Source organism: Afipia clevelandensis ATCC 49720 (assembly GCF_000336555.1).
Classification (GTDB): Bacteria; Pseudomonadota; Alphaproteobacteria; order Rhizobiales; family Xanthobacteraceae; genus Afipia; species Afipia clevelandensis.
The window spans coordinates 3,903,860-3,919,674 of the sequence record NZ_KB375281.1 but is presented as its reverse complement, the minus strand read 5'-3'; the positions used below and the strand labels follow the sequence as shown (position 1 = coordinate 3,919,674).

Here is a 15,815-nt window from a genome sequence, read left to right as displayed (position 1 = left end):
TGACACCGGCGCCGGAAATGGCCCGGACGACGAACAAGAGAATAACAGGAGACCATCATGCGGCTTCTCATCGTTGGCACGCTCAAGGGCCAGCTCACCACCGCCACCAAGATCGCCATGGACAATGGCGCGACGGTGACTCACGCCGAGGATTCGGAACAGGCGATGCGCGTGGTGCGCGGCGGCAAGGGCGCCGACCTGCTGCTGGTGGATGTCGCCCTCGACATCCGCGATCTGGTGATCCGGCTGGAAGCCGAACACATCCACGTTCCGATCGTCGCCTGCGGCATCACCACCGATGCGCGGGCGGCCGTTGCCGCCATTCATGCCGGCGCGAAAGAATACATTCCACTGCCCCCCGATCCGGAGCTGATCGCAGCAGTCCTTGCCGCGGTCGCCAACGATTCCCGTGACCTGATCTATCGCGATGACGCCATGGCCCGCGTGGTCAAGCTGGCGCAGCAGATCGCAGGTTCCGATGCGTCCGTCATGATCACCGGCGAATCCGGCACCGGCAAGGAAGTGCTGGCGCGTTACGTTCACACCCGCTCCAACCGGGCGAAAAAGCCGTTCATCTCGATCAACTGCGCTGCGATCCCCGAACACCTGCTCGAATCCGAATTGTTCGGTCATGAAAAAGGTTCGTTTACCGGCGCCATTGCGCGCCGCATCGGCAAGTTCGAGGAAGCCACCGGCGGCACGCTGCTGCTGGACGAAGTCTCGGAAATGGACGTCCGGCTGCAGTCCAAGCTGCTGCGCGCCATTCAGGAGCGCGTGATCGACCGCGTCGGCGGCACCCGCCCCGTTCCGGTCGACATCCGCATCATCGCGACCTCGAACCGAAATCTCGCCGATGCTGTCAAGGCCGGCACGTTCCGCGAAGACCTGCTGTTCCGCCTCAATGTCGTGAACCTGAAGATTCCGGCGCTGCGTGACCGCCCCGCCGACATTCTCGAACTGGCCCAGCACTTCGTGAAGAAGTATGCGGACGCCAACGGTGTGCCGCTGCGGCCCATCTCGGCGGATGCGCGCCGCGTGCTCACCACCAACCGCTGGCAGGGCAACGTCCGCGAGCTGGAAAACACCATGCACCGCGCGGTGCTGATGGCGAACGGCGACGAGATCGGCGCCGACGCGATCATTTCGCCGGATGGGGATCGCCTCGACACCGCGAAGACGCCGCCCGCCGTGGCGCATGCGACCTTCGCCGCCGAACAGGTGACCCGCGCGCTGGTCGGCCGCACCGTGGCGGATGTCGAGCGCGATCTCATTCTGGAAACGCTGAAGCACTGCCTCGGCAACCGGACCCATGCCGCAAACATTCTCGGCATCTCGATCCGCACCCTGCGCAACAAGCTCAATGAATATGCCGACGACGGCCAGCCGATCCCGCCGCCGAATTCCGGCGACATGCGTGGCGCGGCGGCGGCCTGATCCCTTTCCACCTCTCCCCGTTTACGGGGAGAGGTCGGAGACTGAGCGGCAGCGAAGACTCCGGGTGAGGGGCAAATTCAGCAAGCTGCCCCTCACCCGCTCGCTATTGCTCGCGACCTCTCCCCGCAAGAGCGGGACGATGTGAACACACCACTACAGCAATGTTCCGCTAGCACCTTACAACATAACAGATGTCGTCCCCGCGAAGGCGGGGACCCATACTCCCTAGACCCTCAGCAAAGCCGCTGAACGATCCCGCTAAATAACCGAAGTCGGTGGTTATGGGTCCCCGCCTGCGCGGGGACGACGTGGAGGGAATACTATTTCGCCGGCGTGGATGAATTCTGCGCCGGCTTTTTCGCAGCAGCTTCCGCAATCCGCTTGATGCCGGCGAGCCCCTTTTCCATCTCGCCGCCCAGCACCTTGTCCATGCTGACAAACAGACAGATCGCCTTGCCGATGAAGTCGTTCTCTCCGGACATGCTCCACGTCAGGGACGTGCCGTCGCCATCCGGCTTCAGGGCGAAATCGGAATAGCTGGTGCCGACAAACGGCTTCACAAAGTCTGTCCGGATTTTGACAAGCGCACCGGGCTGGCTTTCGATCAGCGTCATGCGGCCCTCGCCGACTTCATTGTTGCCCGACCAGATGAACACCGCCCCCTTGCCGCTGCTTGGCCCTTGAAAGGACGTCTTCGCCTTCGGGTCCCGTTCCGCCCATGGCGACCACGCCTGCCAGCGATGAAAATCGTCGATCTGGGACGAGACATCCTGCGCAGGCGCTGAGATCATCGTCGTCCGCGCAATCCGGTAATCGGATGGCTGCAAGAGGATGAGCGCCACAAACGAGCCGATGGTCGCGATGACGCCAATCAGGATCTTCTGCATCATTATGTTCAGCCCTTGGCCCGTTCCACATTCGCGCTGCGGCTCGGCACGCCGAATTCCTTGCGGCAGACTTCGGCCAGCGCGGCAACGCCGTCTCTGATCTCCTGCACGGACGGGCTGGCGAAGCACAGCCGCAAGCGGCTCTTGCTGTGCCCGGCGTTGACCGACCATTCGGCGCCTGGATTGATCGCAATGCCGGCGGCCAACGCGGCCTGATACAGCTTCATCGTATCGACATTGTCGGGCAGCTTGACCCAAAGGAAAATTCCGCCCGGCGGATCGTCAAACTCCGCAGCCGTGCCGAACTGTTCGGCCAGCGCTTCCATCATCGCCTCCAGCTTGACGCGCAGGCCCTTCGCCAGTTTCGGCACATGATCGCTGAAATGCGCCGCGCAGAATTCCGCCAGCACCATCTGCTCCAGCGCGCCGGAGCCTGCATCGGTCTTGATGGGGAGGATGCGCGACAGCACCGCCCATGGCGCCACGATGTAGCCGACACGCAAAGCCGGCGCGACCGACTTGGAAAAAGAGCTGATGTGAATCACGTTATCGGTCTTGCTCATGGCATAAAGCGCGGGCGGACGCTTGCCGCTCCAGATCAGGTCGGCATAGCAATCGTCCTCGAAAATCGGCACGCCGTACTCATCGGCCAGTCTGAGCAATTCGCGCCGCCGCTCCTCGCTCATGATCGTGCCGGTCGGATTCTGCACCGTCGGAATGGTGTAGATGTATTTCGCGCGGACGCCCCTGCTCTTGAGCTCCTTGAGCGCAGCCTCCACCGCATCCACTCGCATCCCGTCATGGTCGAGCGGAATGCCGACAATGTTGATTCCTCGCCGTGTCAGCCGCGTGATCGACCCCTGATAGCATTCCTGCTCGATCAGCACGGTGTCGCCCGGCGACAACAGCAACCCATTGACCAGATCGAGGCCCTGCAGAGATCCTGACGTAATCAGGATTTCATCCGCCGTGCAGGTGATGCCCGCGTCGCGCTTCAGCTTGCCGACCAGAAATTCGCGCAAGGGCCGATAGCCGAGCGGCCCGCTGTTGAGACCGTAGGTCGCAAGCGTCGCGCCCTCCCGGGTCAGCACCGCGGTCGAGGCTTCGAGCAGCTTCGCGACTGGCACCTGATCGGCATCGTTGTTGCCGCCGACGAAATTGTACTTTGGAAAACCGCTCCATTTCGCGGCTGCGGGCGGCAGATTTGCAGCCAGCAGCGGCGTGAAGTCGAACGATCCGGAGGTGGAAGTCATCGCGGGCGTCTCCCGTTTGTTGTTGTTTGTATGAGGGAGACCCTCATGGCCGGCGTTGCGCCAAGGTGAGGCAACTTACCGAACCGGGCTGCGGTGACGCAACCGGCATCGCGCCGCAGGCTCACGCGCGCGACGGCCGGTCGGAGCGCTCATAGATCACCGGCGGCGGCTGATCCGACGCCGTATAGCGCTGATAAAAATTCCAGGCGAACAGGCCGAACATTGCGACGATGGCAACCATGATCACAGCGAGAGCGATACGCTTGAGGATAATCATCGGCTGTCAGTGCGACGGCTGCGCGGCGCGTCTGGCAACATGCCGCTGCAGCAGCCACAGCAGCGGCGCGTAGATCAGCGTCATGAACAGGCCGAACAGCGAGCCGACGCTGGGAATGCCGTGCAGGATCACCGAATAAAGTTCGGACAGACCGCCCAGCACGACCATGAATGTGATGACGCCGAACCGCTCGCGGTGGAGCTCGGCATGGGGGATCGCGCAGAGCAGCACGATGCCCATGCCCGCCATCACGCCGGACATCAGACGGAAGTAGTTATCGACCGTGATCGTGCCGACGCCATGCATGAACTGGACGCCGAGAATCATGCCGCACAGGCCTATCCCGAGCAGCACCAGTGCGCTGAACGCCGTGGCGATCTGAAGAAAGAGGCGTTCCATGCACGCACCGGCCTTGTTTCGCGCCAACCATATATGAGAAGCGGCCATGATGGCGACGGATGTTCTTCACAATCCGGCGCATTATTCTCCAGCGACGGGACGGCGATTCGGCTATGCAGATGACCCTGCTCGCGGACGGTTTATCCGCTTGCACCGGACGAGATATAAAGTATCCAGCACAGCCCATGACCACGTTCACCCCGCATCAGGATCAGGCGCTGCGCGCCGTCGCCGACTGGCTCAAGGCCAAGCCGGGCCGGAACGGCACGCCGCAGGTGTTCCGGCTGTTCGGCTATGCGGGAACCGGCAAAACCACACTGGCGCGGCATATCGCGGACGGCGTGAATGGCAATGTGAAATTCGCGGCCTTCACCGGCAAGGCCGCGCTGGTGATGCGCAACAAGGGCTGCGACAACGCCTCGACCATTCATTCGCTGATCTACCGCACCCGCGAGTCTGGCGAGGAGCAGCCGAGCTTTGAACTGTGGGACGACGCGCCCGCCTCCAAGGCCAAGCTGATCGTGATCGACGAATGTTCGATGGTCGATGCGGAACTGGGCCGCGACCTGATGTCGTTCGATTGTCCGTTGCTGGTGCTGGGCGATCCGGCGCAGTTGCCGCCGATCCAGGGCGGCGGCTTTTTCACCGATGCCGAACCGGACGCGATGCTGACCGAGGTGCACCGTCAGGCGCAGGACGATCCGATCGTACGGATGTCGATGGCGGTGCGCGAAGGCCGCAGCCTCGATCTCGGCATCTTCGGCGAAAGCGAAGTCGTGCGCCGCGACGGGCTCGATCCGGACCGGGTGATGGCGGCGGATCAGGTTCTGGTCGGCCGCAACAACACCCGCCGCGCCTACAACATGCGCGTGCGCCAGAAGCAAGGCATCGAGGACCCGTTGCCGGTGGCCGGAGACAAGCTGGTCTGCCTGCGCAACAACCGCAAGAAAGCGCTGTTCAACGGCGGGCTGTGGCGGGTGAAATCACGCACGCCGTCGAAATCGAAAATTCTCACCATGCGGCTGTCGCCGGATGAGGATGTCAGCACCGCCAAGGTCACGAAAGTTTCGGTGCGGCAGGACTGCTTCAGCGGCGGTATCGAGGACATTCCGTGGGAGCAGCGCCGCCCCTATGACGAGTTCGATTATGGTTACGTGCTGACCGTCCACAAGTCGCAAGGTTCGCAGTGGGACGACGTGGTGCTGTTCGACGAGAGTTTCGCCTTTCAGGACAGCCGTGCCCGCTGGCTCTACACCGGGATCACCCGGGCCGCGAAGCGGCTCACGGTTGTGGTCTGACGCCCCATTTTCGGGCTGCGGAACCGGATTCCCGGAAGCAACGGGCCGTCCGCCGGGCGAACCCCCGCTTATTTTCGCGGCGCAAAATGCAATTTCCTTGAGCAAGTGCCTTTCCCGCACCTATGGTGGAACCGCACCGGTGAAAATCACCGGCTTTTCGCCGTGGGGGCATGGCGGGCGCGCAGCCGGAAACCGCGAGCAGCGCCAGATAGATAAGGTGTGGCTGAGGAACCCCTGGGGATGACCGATTCCATAAGCAGCGGGCTGGATATTTCCGGCCGCGATCTCACGGGTGCCAGCCTTGGCCAGCGGCTGAAGCGTTGTGCGAACTGGTTGAGCCGGCGCAACGTGTTCGATCTGGCCTCCTGCGCGGCCCTTGCCGCATTGATCGTGATCGCGCTGTGGACCTTCCAGGACTACGCCATCTCGAACGACGAAGGCGTCCAGCATCAGTATGGCGAACTGATCGTCGCCTATTACAAGAGCGGCTTCGCCGACCGCTCGGTGTTCAAGCTCGACAATCTTTATCTCTATGGCGGGCTGTTCGATATCCTCGGCCTTGGTCTCAGCCAGATCATTCCCGTCGATCAATACGAACTGCGTCACCTGCTATGCGCGCTGATCGGCATTGGCGGCATCGGCGCCGCCGCTGCAACGGCGCGGCTGATCGCAAGCCCCCGCGCGGCATTCTTCACCATCGTCGCACTGGCGCTGTGCGGCTCGTGGTACGGCGCGATGTACAACCACACCAAAGGCATTCCGCTCGCCGCCTTCATGGCGGGCGCGATGTACTTCCTGATCCGCGCCAGCCGCGACCTGCCGACGCCGCGCATGCGCGATATAATCGGCTTCGGCATCATGACCGGCGCCGCGCTCGGCATCAAATCGTTGAGCCTGCTGCTGGTCGGCTATTTCGGTCTTGTCATTCTCATGAACATCCCGCGCCCGATCGTGGGGCACTGGCGCGAGCGCACGCGCTTCGTCCTGCGCTCGGTGCTGTGGTTCATGCCGGCGTTTGTGATCGCCTATCTGATCATGGCCGCGACCTGGCCCTGGGCCGCGCTGTCGCCGCTCAACCCGATTCGCGGATTGATGTCGTTCGGCGAATTCCACTATCACATCCGTACCATCCTGTTCGGCCAGACCTACGAGATGGCGGACGTGCCGCGCTACTATGTGCCGACCTATATCGCGATCCGGCTGCCGCTGCTGACGCTCGGCGCCACGCTGTTCTCCCTGCTGCTGCTTGTGCTCCCGGCGCGCGCCGGCGGCGTCACCGGCATCCAGCGCCGCGAACTCGGCCTGATCGCATTCACCGCGATCTTTCCCGTGGCATGTCAGGTCGTGGTCGAGGGACCGGCATTCGACGGCTGCCGCCACTTCCTGTTCGTGTTTCCGGCCATCGCCGTGCTCGCCGGTGTCGGCCTGAGCAGTTCGATCGGCGCACTGACGCGGTTTCACCGCTCAACGCTGGTGGTCTGGCTCGCGATTCTTGCAACCTGCTACACCTGGACTGCAGGCAAGCTCTATCACCTGCATCCCTATGAATATCTCTACTACAACCAGCTTGTCGGCGGCCTCGAAGGCGCATCGCGGCGCTTCGTCACCGACTATTGGGTCAACAGCATGCCGGAAGCCGTCGACGAACTGCATGACTTCCTCGACCGCACCGAACCCGCCACGTCTCACACCAAGCAGTACAAGGTCGCGGTTTGCGGTGAGCGCGTATCCTACGAGGAATATGCGCGTCCGAATCTGAAATGGATCAGGATGTATGACTGGCGCTTCGCGGACTTCTACATCGCGCCGACCCACATGAACTGCGACCGCATTCTCGCCGGCAAGGTCATTGCCAAGGTCGAACGCATGGGCGTGACCATCGGCGTGGTGAAGGATCGCCGCAGGGTCCGCGAAACCGAAGAATGAGCCTCTGGCGCGGGCACACGGACTTGTGTCCCGCCGCCAAAATTGAGGTGTAATGATACGGAACCTTTCCCCGCTCGAAGGGTTAGTTTCGTTCGTGCCTCAATCGGTCCGCCAGCGCGTTCCGGCTCGCGACTCCCCATTCCCAAAACTGAAGGAAAATAAATGCGAACTGCAAAACTTCTCGCAGCAGCCCTGCTTGCAGGCTCCACCGCCCTTGCCGCCGCCCAACCCGCAGCCGCTGCCCCGCTGATGAACAGCTCCGTCCTCGCCGGCGCGGCCACCGGTTCAAGCAATATCGAGAACGTGCAGTATTATCGCCGCGGCTACGGTCATCGTCATCACTATCATCGCCGCGGCTATGGCGGCACCGCCGCTGGCGTCGGCATCGGTCTCGCCGCCGGCGCGATCATTGGCGGCGCGATCGCCGCTTCTCAGGCGCAGGCCCAGCAGAACCAGGCTTATTGCGCACAGCGCTATCGGTCCTACGATCCGGCGTCGGGCACCTATCTCAACAACGACGGCAACCGTTATCCCTGCCCGTAAATTTCCGCACAGCAAAAATCACGATCAAACCGCGAGACGAAAGTCTCGCGGTTTTTTATTTCACTTTCAGGGGCAATATCTGTGGTTTGAGGTGAGGTGCTCGGCTAGGCTTTTCGCAAGACCACTCCAAGAATAACTGCCGGGGAAATGCCATGACCATTCGTAGATCTGCCGCACGCTACGCCTTTGCCTTGCTCACACTCACCGGAGTCACCGTGGTGCTTTCCACGGAATCGGACGCGCAAGATGCCAAGCCGCTTCCGACCGCAGCGCAGACCGATCCGAAAACGCTTGGCCTGATGCAGGGCTTTCCGCCGCCGCCGGACAAGACCATCCGCTTCATCGACGGTTCGTCGTCGCGCTTTCCGAACACACGCTGGTCGTTCAGCCATTTCCGCGAACTGGTGCCGACCGCGGCCGTCTCGCGCGGCGAAGGACCGGTCGTTCCGCTGCCGCGCGCCGAGCGTGATCTCGGCGCCGTCGCGATCACCACTCTGGACGGCAAGGCGATCACCTTCAACGACGCGCTGCAATTGACCTACACCGACGGCATCGTCGTGCTGCACAAGGGAAAGATCGTTTATGAGAAGTATTTCGGCGAAGGCAGCCCGCAACTGCCGCACATCGCCTTCTCGGTGACGAAGTCCTTTGTCGGCACGCTGGCCGCGGTTCTGGCCGCCAACGGCAAGCTCGATCCCGCAGCGCCTGTGATCAAATACGTCCCCGAACTGAAAGACAGCGCCTATGGCGACGCCACCGTGCGTCAGGTGATGGACATGACCATCGGCGTGAAATACTCGGAGAAATATACCGATCCGAAGGCCGAAGTGTTCGACTATGCCCGTGCCGGCGGCATGATGCCGCTTCCGCCCAATTATCAAGGGCCGCGCACCTTCTTCGATTTCCTCGTCAAGCTGCAGAAGGAAGGCGAGCACGGCCAGGCCTTCGCCTACAAGACCTCGAACGCCGAAGTCCTGGCATGGATCGTCAAGCGCGCCGCGAACAAGTCGCTGGCCGCGCTGCTGTCATCGGAAATCTGGTCGAAGCTCGGCGCCGAGCAAGACGGCTACTTCATGGTCGACAGCATCGGCACCGAGTCCGGCGGCGGCGGCTACAACACCGTGCTGCGCGACCTCGCCCGCTTCGGCGAAATGATGCGCAACAAAGGCAAGTTCAACGGCCAGCAGATCATTCCGGAAGCCGCCGTCGCCGACATCACCAAGGGCGGCAACAAGGACGACTTCGCCAAGGCCGGATACGCCCTGAAGGGCTGGTCGTATCGCGACATGTGGTGGATCACCCACAACGAGCACAACGCCTATACGGCGCGCGGCATCTACGGCCAGAGCATCTATGTCGATCCGACCGCCGAAATGGTGATCGCGCGCTACGCCTCGCATCCGATGGCCGCCAACGCCGCCAACGATCCGGTCTCGCTGCCGATGTACATGGCGCTGGCGAAGGAACTGATGAAGTAAGCGCCTTCTCATACATCTTGCGGCTGCAACAATGATGTCGTCCCCGCGAAAGCGGGGACCCATAACCACCGCACATTGTGCCAATAAGCCGAAGGCCGCTCCATCATCTCTTTCAAGACGGAGACTTAGGACTATGGGTCCCGGTCTCCGCCGGGACGACCCGAAAAGTCTCAAATCCCTACGCCACACTCCGCTGCACGACCGGCACCAGCCCATGCGACTCGACCGCGTCCAGCACCTGACGCAATTCTTCCTCCAAATATTCATTCGCGATGATCAGCGCCTTGAGCGCGCCGCGAATGTCGCCGCCGCAGGTGGCGATCGCGCTGTCGACGGCGCGCTCGTAGCGCTCGATGTCGGTTTGTGTGGCCGGTCTGAACATGATGGCTCCTCCCAGGGCTGACGGCGCACCCCTCAACCGGCGCCGCCGGAGAGCGAGTCGCGATGATTTCGATTGTTCTCTATTTGTTCCTATCGGGATTTTGCTGTCAACCACCGGCTGAAGGAATCATCCACAATCGCCTGGCAAAGCGGCCAATGCCGCAACACTCGAGATGTCGTCCTCGCGAAAGTAAATTGCGCACGATGCTTGGACATCGGCGCTTTGCTAACGCTGCACGCGGATGCCGAGCATCACAACCGTCGCCGCCGAGTTGGCGCCGCTGACCGAACTGTCCAGCCAGTCGTGACGGACCTGCGCCTTGAGCTGGAAGGTGCGCGACAGCTTGTAGACCAGATCGCCTTCCACAAAATAGCGGCGGTCGAAGCGCGTGCCGTCATAGTCCGATGTCCCGGTGCCGATTTTCGCCGTGCCGATCAGCCAGCGGCGGAACGCATGATCCACCTGCAGCGAATAATCGCGGGAGATCACGCCGGAAACGCCGGGCAGCGTGGTCTCGTCGATGGATGACGTCGCGGCGAGCGTCACCGTGGTCAGGCCCGATGCGGTCCAGATCAGCGAGGCGCTGGTGAGCAGGCCCTTCATGTCGGTGAGCCGCGGGTCCTGATAGGTGCGCAGCGAATAGCCGACCGCTGCTTCGCCGGTCAGCAGCCGCGAGAACTCGAACGTGGTGCCGGCCTTCACATAGCCGCCGTTGGAATCGCGCAGATATCCCGAGCGATCGGCCTTCACATCATGCAGGCGCGTATCAGCCTGCACTTCGCCGAACGGTTTGACGCCCGGCATCAGATCGTAGCTGACACGCGCGAGCCCGCCGAACTGATTGAAGTTGCGGTCGTCGTTGGTGAAGGTCGAGCCGTCGGTCAACTTCGATTGCTGATAGGTCGTGCGATCGGCTAGGCCCGCGACCGAAACCTGCAGGCGGTTGAAATCGTGCTCAATGCCTGCGGTGCCCCCGACACTCGTCGCCAGTGGATATTTCGCAAGGCCCGCCTGAATGTTCGGCGAGCCGGGATTGTCGGTGAAAACCCGCATCCGCAGTTCGGTGTTGATGCGGGTGTCGCGTGTGGCGTCGATGCGGCCGCTGATCTTGCCGTTGAAGCTCGGCGTGTCGATATTCGTCGGCACCGGTGAAGCGACGGGCACCGGCGGATTGCAGTTGCAATCGAGGCTTGGCGGAAACGTGGTGCCGTAGCCGGTGAACGAGCCGCGCAGATCGGCGATCAGCGAATGCCGCTCCCAGTCCGACGCAATCAGAAGCTCGGGCGCGACCGTGTAGAATGCCGAGCCCTTCGGCTGGTTCATGCGGCCGGGATTGGTGTTGTAACCGCCCCAGAGTTCGACAGCGGCCTTGGTGAGAAACGTGCCAGTGTGAAAGCCGACATTCGCAAACGGATCGTCGTCAGGCTTCAGGCGGCGGCGCGGCGGCTGGCCGGGCGCCGTTCCTGCGACCGACGGTGACACCGGCGCGGCAACCTTGGGCTTGGGCAGCGCAGGCGGCGGATTGCCCGGACCGACGACCTTCGGCTTGGGCGCGCCGGGATAGAGCTTCGGCTTCTTGCGTGTGCGATTGAGCGAGTCGAAGCCGCTGTCCGATGCGCCGGAAGCGGGCACAATGCCGTAGGTCGGTATCGCACCGACGCGGGACGACGCGCGTGGTTCGCGCCGCAAGCCGTCATCGTCGGGCGCGGCTTGCGCGGTCCGGCGCAGCAGCGACTGCTCGCGCGGCGCAAAGCCGCCCTGTGTCGGGTTCAGCATGTTCGGCGTCAGGGTCTGCGCGGAAACAGGCTGGCAAAGGAGCAGCAGCGCGCACGCCGGCAGCGCGCGCCATCCAGACGCACGCCAGCGATGGTCCAGAACCTGGACCAAGACCCGGACAGGCTGCTGCGAGCCGTACACGTTTCACTCATTTCCCGGCTCCGGAACATTCCTGGAGCCGCGCCGAAAACCGAACAAATTCAGACAATTGCGGTGGACAAGCCGCCGCGCGGCGCGGGTAAAACGCCGTTAACAGAGTTAAAACAATTATGGTTAACGGGGGGTTAGGCGGCCCGGAGCGCGTCGCGTCAGCGGAGACGATGTGCTAGGTAATCGTCCCGGAGCCGACGCGCGCAGCGCGCCCTCCCCGCTCACTTGGAACCTGACATGGCCTCTTCAACATCGCGGACAGCGACGCCTTCCGCGACCCGCGCCGCATCAGCCGCGGTCGAGTCCGCGCTGCGCACCCTCGATGCGGAAGCCAGCGGCATCACCGCGCTGGTGAACGCCCTGCAATCCGACCTCGGCGGCGCGTTCGACGCGGCGGTCGATCTGGTGCGCAATGCCAAGGGCCGGCTGATCGTCACCGGGCTCGGCAAGTCCGGCCACATCGGCAAGAAGATGGCGGCGTCGTTCGCCTCCACCGGCACGCCCTCATTCTTCGTCCATGCCGCCGAGGCCAGCCATGGCGACCTCGGCATGATCACCACCGACGACGTCATCCTGGCGCTGTCGTGGTCCGGCGAGACCGCCGAACTGAAGAACCTCATCAACTATTCGCGCCGTTTCCGCATCGGTTTGATCGCAATGACCTCGGAGGCGAACTCCACCCTTGGTGCCGCCGCCGATGTGGTGCTGACGCTGCCGAAGGCGCGCGAAGCCTGCCCGCATAATCTCGCGCCGACCACATCCTCCGTAATGCAGCTTGCACTCGGCGATGCGCTGATGGTCGCCCTGCTGGAAAGCCGGGGATTCACCGCGCTGGATTTCGGCACGCTGCACCCTTCCGGCAAGCTCGGCGCGATGCTGAAATTCGTCCGCGACCTGATGCACACGGACACCGCGCTGCCGATCAAGCCGCTTGGCACCAAGATGTCCGACGCCTTGGTGGAAATGACCTCGAAAGGTTTTGGCTGCGTCGGTATCGTCGATGCGCGCGGCGACATTGTTGGCATCGTCACCGACGGCGACCTGCGCCGTCACATGCGGCCCGATCTGATGGCCGCGAGCGTCGATGAGGTGATGACCAGGAATCCGAAAACCATCGGCCCGGATCTGCTCGCCAGCGAGGCGCTGGAAATCCTCAACGCGTCGAAGATCACCGCGCTGATCGTCACCGATGGCAAGAAGCCGGTCGGCATCGTGCATCTGCACGACATCCTGCGCGCGGGCGTGGCGTAAAATCTCTTCCCGTCATTGCGAGCGAAGCGAAGCAATCCATCTTTTTGAACTGGCACGGAACTGGATTGCTTCGTCGCTATCGCTCCTCGCAATGACGCCAGGTGGGCTTAGACAGCTTCAACTTTCAGGCTCGCACCATCGGCACTGACGATCTTCACCCGGCTGCCCGACGGCGCATCGGGTCCCGACACGCGCCAGACCGTATCGTCGACCCGCACCGTCCCGACACCGCCGACAATCGGCTTTTCCAGCGTGAACACGCGCCCGACCAGTCCTTCCGCGCGCCTGTTGAGGAACGGATTGTCGGTCGGCTTGGCATTCCTGCCGGAGTAGTACCGCCACAGCGGCACCATGGCGATGGACAGCGCCGCGAACGCGATCACCTGCGCCTGCCACGACCACGCGATTCCGAACGACAGCACGCCCACGATCAGGGCTGCGAGGCCAAGCCACAGCATGAACACGCCCGGCGCGAAGGTCTCGATCGCCATCAGCACGACGCTGAGGATTAGCCAGTTCCATGTCCCGAGTTTGGCAAGAAGGTCCACCATCCGATGCGTCCTTATGTGGTCGAGCGCGGCGGCGTGGTGTTCGGCACCGTCGGCGGACGCCGCGGCGCGGATGCCGATCCGCCATCGCCGAAAGTCGCCTTGGCGATCTCGGCGATGCCGCCGAGCGAAGACAGAACGCCGGTGGCTTCGATCGGAAGCATGATGATCTTCTGGTTCGGCGACTCCGCGATCTGGCTGAACGCCTTGATGTACTTGTCGGCAATGAAATAGTTCAGCGCGGCGACATCCCCACTGGCGATGGAGTTGCTGACCATCTCGGTCGCCTTTGCCTCGGCCTCGGCCGATCGTTCGCGCGCCTCGGCGTCACGAAACGCAGCCTCGCGGCGGCCTTCCGCCTGCAGGATTTGCGCCTGCTTGGCACCTTCCGCGCGCAGGATTTCCGACTGGCGCTGACCCTCGGCCTGCAGAATGTCCGCGCGCTTGACGCGCTCGGCCTTCATCTGCCGGCCCATCGCCTCGACCAGATCGTGCGGCGGCACGATGTCCTTGATCTCAATGCGGTTGACCTTCACGCCCCACGGCGACACCGCGGCATCCACCACGCGGAGCAGACGCTCGTTGATCTCGTCGCGATGCGAGAGCACCTGATCGAGGTCCATCGAGCCCATGACCGAGCGGATGTTGGTCATGGTCAGCGTGACGATGGCCTGATTGAGGTTCGACACCTCGTAGCTCGCTTTGGCGGCATCGAACACCTGATAGAAGGTGACGCCGTCCACCGTCACAGTGGCGTTGTCCTTGGTGATGACTTCCTGCTGCGGGATTTCGATCACCTGCTCCATCATGTTGACCTTGCGGCCGACGCGGTCGAAATACGGAATGATGAGATTGAGGCCCGGCCCCAGCGTGCGGGTGTATTTTCCGAACCGTTCGATTGTCCAGTCATACCCCTGCGAGACGGTCTTGACGCCGGCGAACAGCGTGAGGATCACAAGCAGCAAAAGCGCAATCGCGAAAATATCGAAACCGGACATTGAAAACTCCCTGCGGATGAATGGACGCGAGGCTTGGGGCCAGTCTAGCACAGACACACGACAGCCGCTCTCGCTCTTGACTTATTCTTGGTCGGGCAAACAGGGAGTGAGGTTCGAACCCGGCCAAAAATCAGGCCGTCAGATCCAACCCTGCAATTCGCGCAGAACGATCTGGCGGATCACGTCCATGCCTTCATCGCTATCGTTCAGGCAGGGAATGGCGGAGAATTCCTCACCCCCGGCGTGGTGGAAGATCTCGGCATTTTCCATCACGATCTCTTCCAGAGTTTCAATACAGTCGGCCGAAAAGCCCGGGGTCACGACGGCAATGCGCCGCACGCCGTCCTTGGCCAACTGTTCGACCGTCGCGGCTGTGTAAGGTTTCAGCCATTGCTGATAGCCGAACCGCGACTGGAAGGTGAGCATCAGGCCCTTCTCGTCGAGACCCATGCGTGCGCGAAGCGCATTCACCGTGGCGACGCACTGCGCCTGATAGGGATCGCCCTTATCGATATAGGACTGCGGCATGCCGTGAAACGACGCCACGATGGTTTCCGGCTTGAACGGCAATGTCGCCAGATGACGCTCGATCGAAACCGCGAGCGCGTCTATGTAGACCTCATCGTCATAATACGGCGGCGTGAACCGGACCGTCGGCTGCGCACGCATATCCTTGAGCGCGGCCGCGACCTTGTCTACCACCGTCGCCGAGGTCGAGGCCGAATACTGCGGATAGAGCGGCATCACCAGAATGCGCTCACAGCCCTGCGCGGTCAGCGCGTCGATCCGCGACTTGATCGACGGATTGCCGTAACGCATGCCCCAGTCCACGATCACATGCGTCTGGTCCGAGATGGAGGCCGCCAGTTTCTCGGCCTGCGCGCGCGTGATCGTCTTGAGCGGCGACTCGTTCTTCTCGGTATTCCAGATTTTCAGATAGTCCTTGGCCTTCTTGGCCGGGCGAATCTGCAGCACGATACCGTTGAGGATGATCTGCCAGATCAATCCATTGTTCTCGATCACCCGCGGATCGGACAGGAACTCGCGCAAATAGACGCGCACGCCCTTCGCATCGGCCGTGTCGGGCGTGCCGAGATTGACCAGCAGGACACCGACGCGCGAAGGCGCCGGTTGCGCAGCGGGACGGTGGGCGTCGAGGGGAATGACGGCTGTCATGATGGGTGTGGCATCGCGCGTTGCCGAAATGTTGTCAAG

15 protein-coding genes are annotated in these 15,815 nt (G+C 62.6%); 6 read left to right on the top strand and 9 right to left on the bottom strand.

Annotation, left to right across the window (positions count from 1 at the left end):
• The first annotated feature begins 57 nt into the window (after positions 1-57).
• Positions 58-1,434, top strand: a complete 1,377-nt coding sequence (gene flbD, locus HMPREF9696_RS18805) for a sigma-54-dependent transcriptional regulator FlbD (protein ID WP_002714633.1) — start codon at positions 58-60, stop codon at positions 1,432-1,434.
• 320 nt (positions 1,435-1,754) lie between these two features.
• Here the strand turns inward: flbD and HMPREF9696_RS18800 are convergent, their stop codons facing one another.
• The 4 genes from HMPREF9696_RS18800 to HMPREF9696_RS18790 form a co-directional block, all read right to left on the bottom strand.
• Positions 1,755-2,324 carry an SRPBCC family protein gene (locus HMPREF9696_RS18800; RefSeq protein WP_002714632.1) on the bottom strand — a complete coding sequence of 190 codons (570 nt, stop codon included), beginning with the start codon at positions 2,322-2,324 and terminating at the stop codon, positions 1,755-1,757.
• A gap of 5 nt (positions 2,325-2,329) precedes the next feature.
• A complete protein-coding gene (locus HMPREF9696_RS18795) occupies positions 2,330-3,574 on the bottom strand; it encodes an aminotransferase-like domain-containing protein (protein WP_002714631.1) in 1,245 nt (414 codons plus the stop codon).
• A 121-nt stretch (positions 3,575-3,695) separates the two neighbouring features.
• Entirely contained in the window at positions 3,696-3,851 is a 156-nt protein-coding gene (locus HMPREF9696_RS21855; RefSeq protein ID WP_002714630.1) for a hypothetical protein, read from the bottom strand.
• Between the two features lie 6 nt (positions 3,852-3,857).
• Complete coding sequence (locus HMPREF9696_RS18790) at positions 3,858-4,250, bottom strand: DUF4345 domain-containing protein (protein ID WP_002714629.1); 393 nt, start codon at positions 4,248-4,250, stop codon at positions 3,858-3,860.
• 185 nt (positions 4,251-4,435) lie between these two features.
• Here HMPREF9696_RS18790 and HMPREF9696_RS18785 point away from each other — a divergent pair, with 185 nt between their 5' ends.
• The 4 genes from HMPREF9696_RS18785 to HMPREF9696_RS18770 all read left to right on the top strand — a co-directional run bounded on the left by HMPREF9696_RS18785 (position 4,436) and on the right by HMPREF9696_RS18770 (position 9,495).
• Entirely contained in the window at positions 4,436-5,548 is a 1,113-nt protein-coding gene (locus HMPREF9696_RS18785; protein ID WP_002714628.1) for an ATP-dependent DNA helicase, read from the top strand.
• A gap of 240 nt (positions 5,549-5,788) precedes the next feature.
• The gene (locus tag HMPREF9696_RS18780) at positions 5,789-7,474 is read left to right on the top strand and encodes a glycosyltransferase family protein (RefSeq protein WP_002714627.1); all 1,686 of its coding nucleotides are present in this window, start codon (positions 5,789-5,791) and stop codon (positions 7,472-7,474) included.
• 162 nt (positions 7,475-7,636) lie between these two features.
• Positions 7,637-8,017, top strand: a complete 381-nt coding sequence (locus tag HMPREF9696_RS18775) for a BA14K family protein (RefSeq protein ID WP_002714626.1) — start codon at positions 7,637-7,639, stop codon at positions 8,015-8,017.
• 152 nt (positions 8,018-8,169) lie between these two features.
• Entirely contained in the window at positions 8,170-9,495 is a 1,326-nt protein-coding gene (locus HMPREF9696_RS18770) for a serine hydrolase domain-containing protein (protein ID WP_002714625.1), read from the top strand.
• 178 nt (positions 9,496-9,673) lie between these two features.
• Here the strand turns inward: HMPREF9696_RS18770 and HMPREF9696_RS18765 are convergent, their stop codons facing one another.
• Complete coding sequence (locus tag HMPREF9696_RS18765) at positions 9,674-9,877, bottom strand: hypothetical protein (protein ID WP_002714624.1); 204 nt, start codon at positions 9,875-9,877, stop codon at positions 9,674-9,676.
• Between the two features lie 225 nt (positions 9,878-10,102).
• Positions 10,103-11,794 (bottom strand): outer membrane beta-barrel protein, encoded by a 1,692-nt coding sequence (locus HMPREF9696_RS18760; RefSeq protein ID WP_002714623.1) that lies wholly within the window; start codon positions 11,792-11,794, stop codon positions 10,103-10,105.
• A gap of 246 nt (positions 11,795-12,040) precedes the next feature.
• Here HMPREF9696_RS18760 and HMPREF9696_RS18755 point away from each other — a divergent pair, with 246 nt between their 5' ends.
• Positions 12,041-13,054 (top strand): KpsF/GutQ family sugar-phosphate isomerase, encoded by a 1,014-nt coding sequence (locus HMPREF9696_RS18755; RefSeq protein WP_002714622.1) that lies wholly within the window; start codon positions 12,041-12,043, stop codon positions 13,052-13,054.
• A 107-nt stretch (positions 13,055-13,161) separates the two neighbouring features.
• Here the strand turns inward: HMPREF9696_RS18755 and HMPREF9696_RS18750 are convergent, their stop codons facing one another.
• The 3 genes from HMPREF9696_RS18750 to hemH all read right to left on the bottom strand — a co-directional run bounded on the left by HMPREF9696_RS18750 (position 13,162) and on the right by hemH (position 15,776).
• Positions 13,162-13,605, bottom strand: a complete 444-nt coding sequence (locus HMPREF9696_RS18750) for an NfeD family protein (protein ID WP_002714621.1) — start codon at positions 13,603-13,605, stop codon at positions 13,162-13,164.
• An 11-nt stretch (positions 13,606-13,616) separates the two neighbouring features.
• Complete coding sequence (locus tag HMPREF9696_RS18745; RefSeq protein ID WP_002714620.1) at positions 13,617-14,600, bottom strand: SPFH domain-containing protein; 984 nt, start codon at positions 14,598-14,600, stop codon at positions 13,617-13,619.
• Positions 14,601-14,738: 138 nt separating this feature from the next.
• Entirely contained in the window at positions 14,739-15,776 is a 1,038-nt protein-coding gene (gene hemH / locus HMPREF9696_RS18740; RefSeq protein ID WP_002714619.1) for a ferrochelatase, read from the bottom strand.
• Positions 15,777-15,815 lie beyond the last annotated feature (39 nt).

Excerpts from the sequence above, each read along its gene's own strand:
- HMPREF9696_RS18755 (WP_002714622.1), top strand. The coding sequence starts at position 12,041 with ATGGCCTCTTCAACATCGCGGACAGCGACGCCTTCCGCGACCCGCGCC.
- flbD (WP_002714633.1), top strand. The coding sequence starts at position 58 with ATGCGGCTTCTCATCGTTGGCACGCTCAAGGGCCAGCTCACCACCGCC.
- HMPREF9696_RS18785 (WP_002714628.1), top strand. The coding sequence starts at position 4,436 with ATGACCACGTTCACCCCGCATCAGGATCAGGCGCTGCGCGCCGTCGCC.
- HMPREF9696_RS18775 (WP_002714626.1), top strand. The coding sequence starts at position 7,637 with ATGCGAACTGCAAAACTTCTCGCAGCAGCCCTGCTTGCAGGCTCCACC.
- HMPREF9696_RS18780 (WP_002714627.1), top strand. The coding sequence starts at position 5,789 with ATGACCGATTCCATAAGCAGCGGGCTGGATATTTCCGGCCGCGATCTC.
- HMPREF9696_RS18770 (WP_002714625.1), top strand. The coding sequence starts at position 8,170 with ATGACCATTCGTAGATCTGCCGCACGCTACGCCTTTGCCTTGCTCACA.
- HMPREF9696_RS18790 (WP_002714629.1), bottom strand. The coding sequence starts at position 4,250 with ATGGAACGCCTCTTTCTTCAGATCGCCACGGCGTTCAGCGCACTGGTG.
- hemH (WP_002714619.1), bottom strand. The coding sequence starts at position 15,776 with ATGACAGCCGTCATTCCCCTCGACGCCCACCGTCCCGCTGCGCAACCG.
- HMPREF9696_RS18765 (WP_002714624.1), bottom strand. The coding sequence starts at position 9,877 with ATGTTCAGACCGGCCACACAAACCGACATCGAGCGCTACGAGCGCGCC.
- HMPREF9696_RS18795 (WP_002714631.1), bottom strand. The coding sequence starts at position 3,574 with ATGACTTCCACCTCCGGATCGTTCGACTTCACGCCGCTGCTGGCTGCA.
- HMPREF9696_RS18750 (WP_002714621.1), bottom strand. The coding sequence starts at position 13,605 with ATGGTGGACCTTCTTGCCAAACTCGGGACATGGAACTGGCTAATCCTC.
- HMPREF9696_RS18745 (WP_002714620.1), bottom strand. The coding sequence starts at position 14,600 with ATGTCCGGTTTCGATATTTTCGCGATTGCGCTTTTGCTGCTTGTGATC.
- HMPREF9696_RS21855 (WP_002714630.1), bottom strand. The coding sequence starts at position 3,851 with ATGATTATCCTCAAGCGTATCGCTCTCGCTGTGATCATGGTTGCCATC.
- HMPREF9696_RS18800 (WP_002714632.1), bottom strand. The coding sequence starts at position 2,324 with ATGATGCAGAAGATCCTGATTGGCGTCATCGCGACCATCGGCTCGTTT.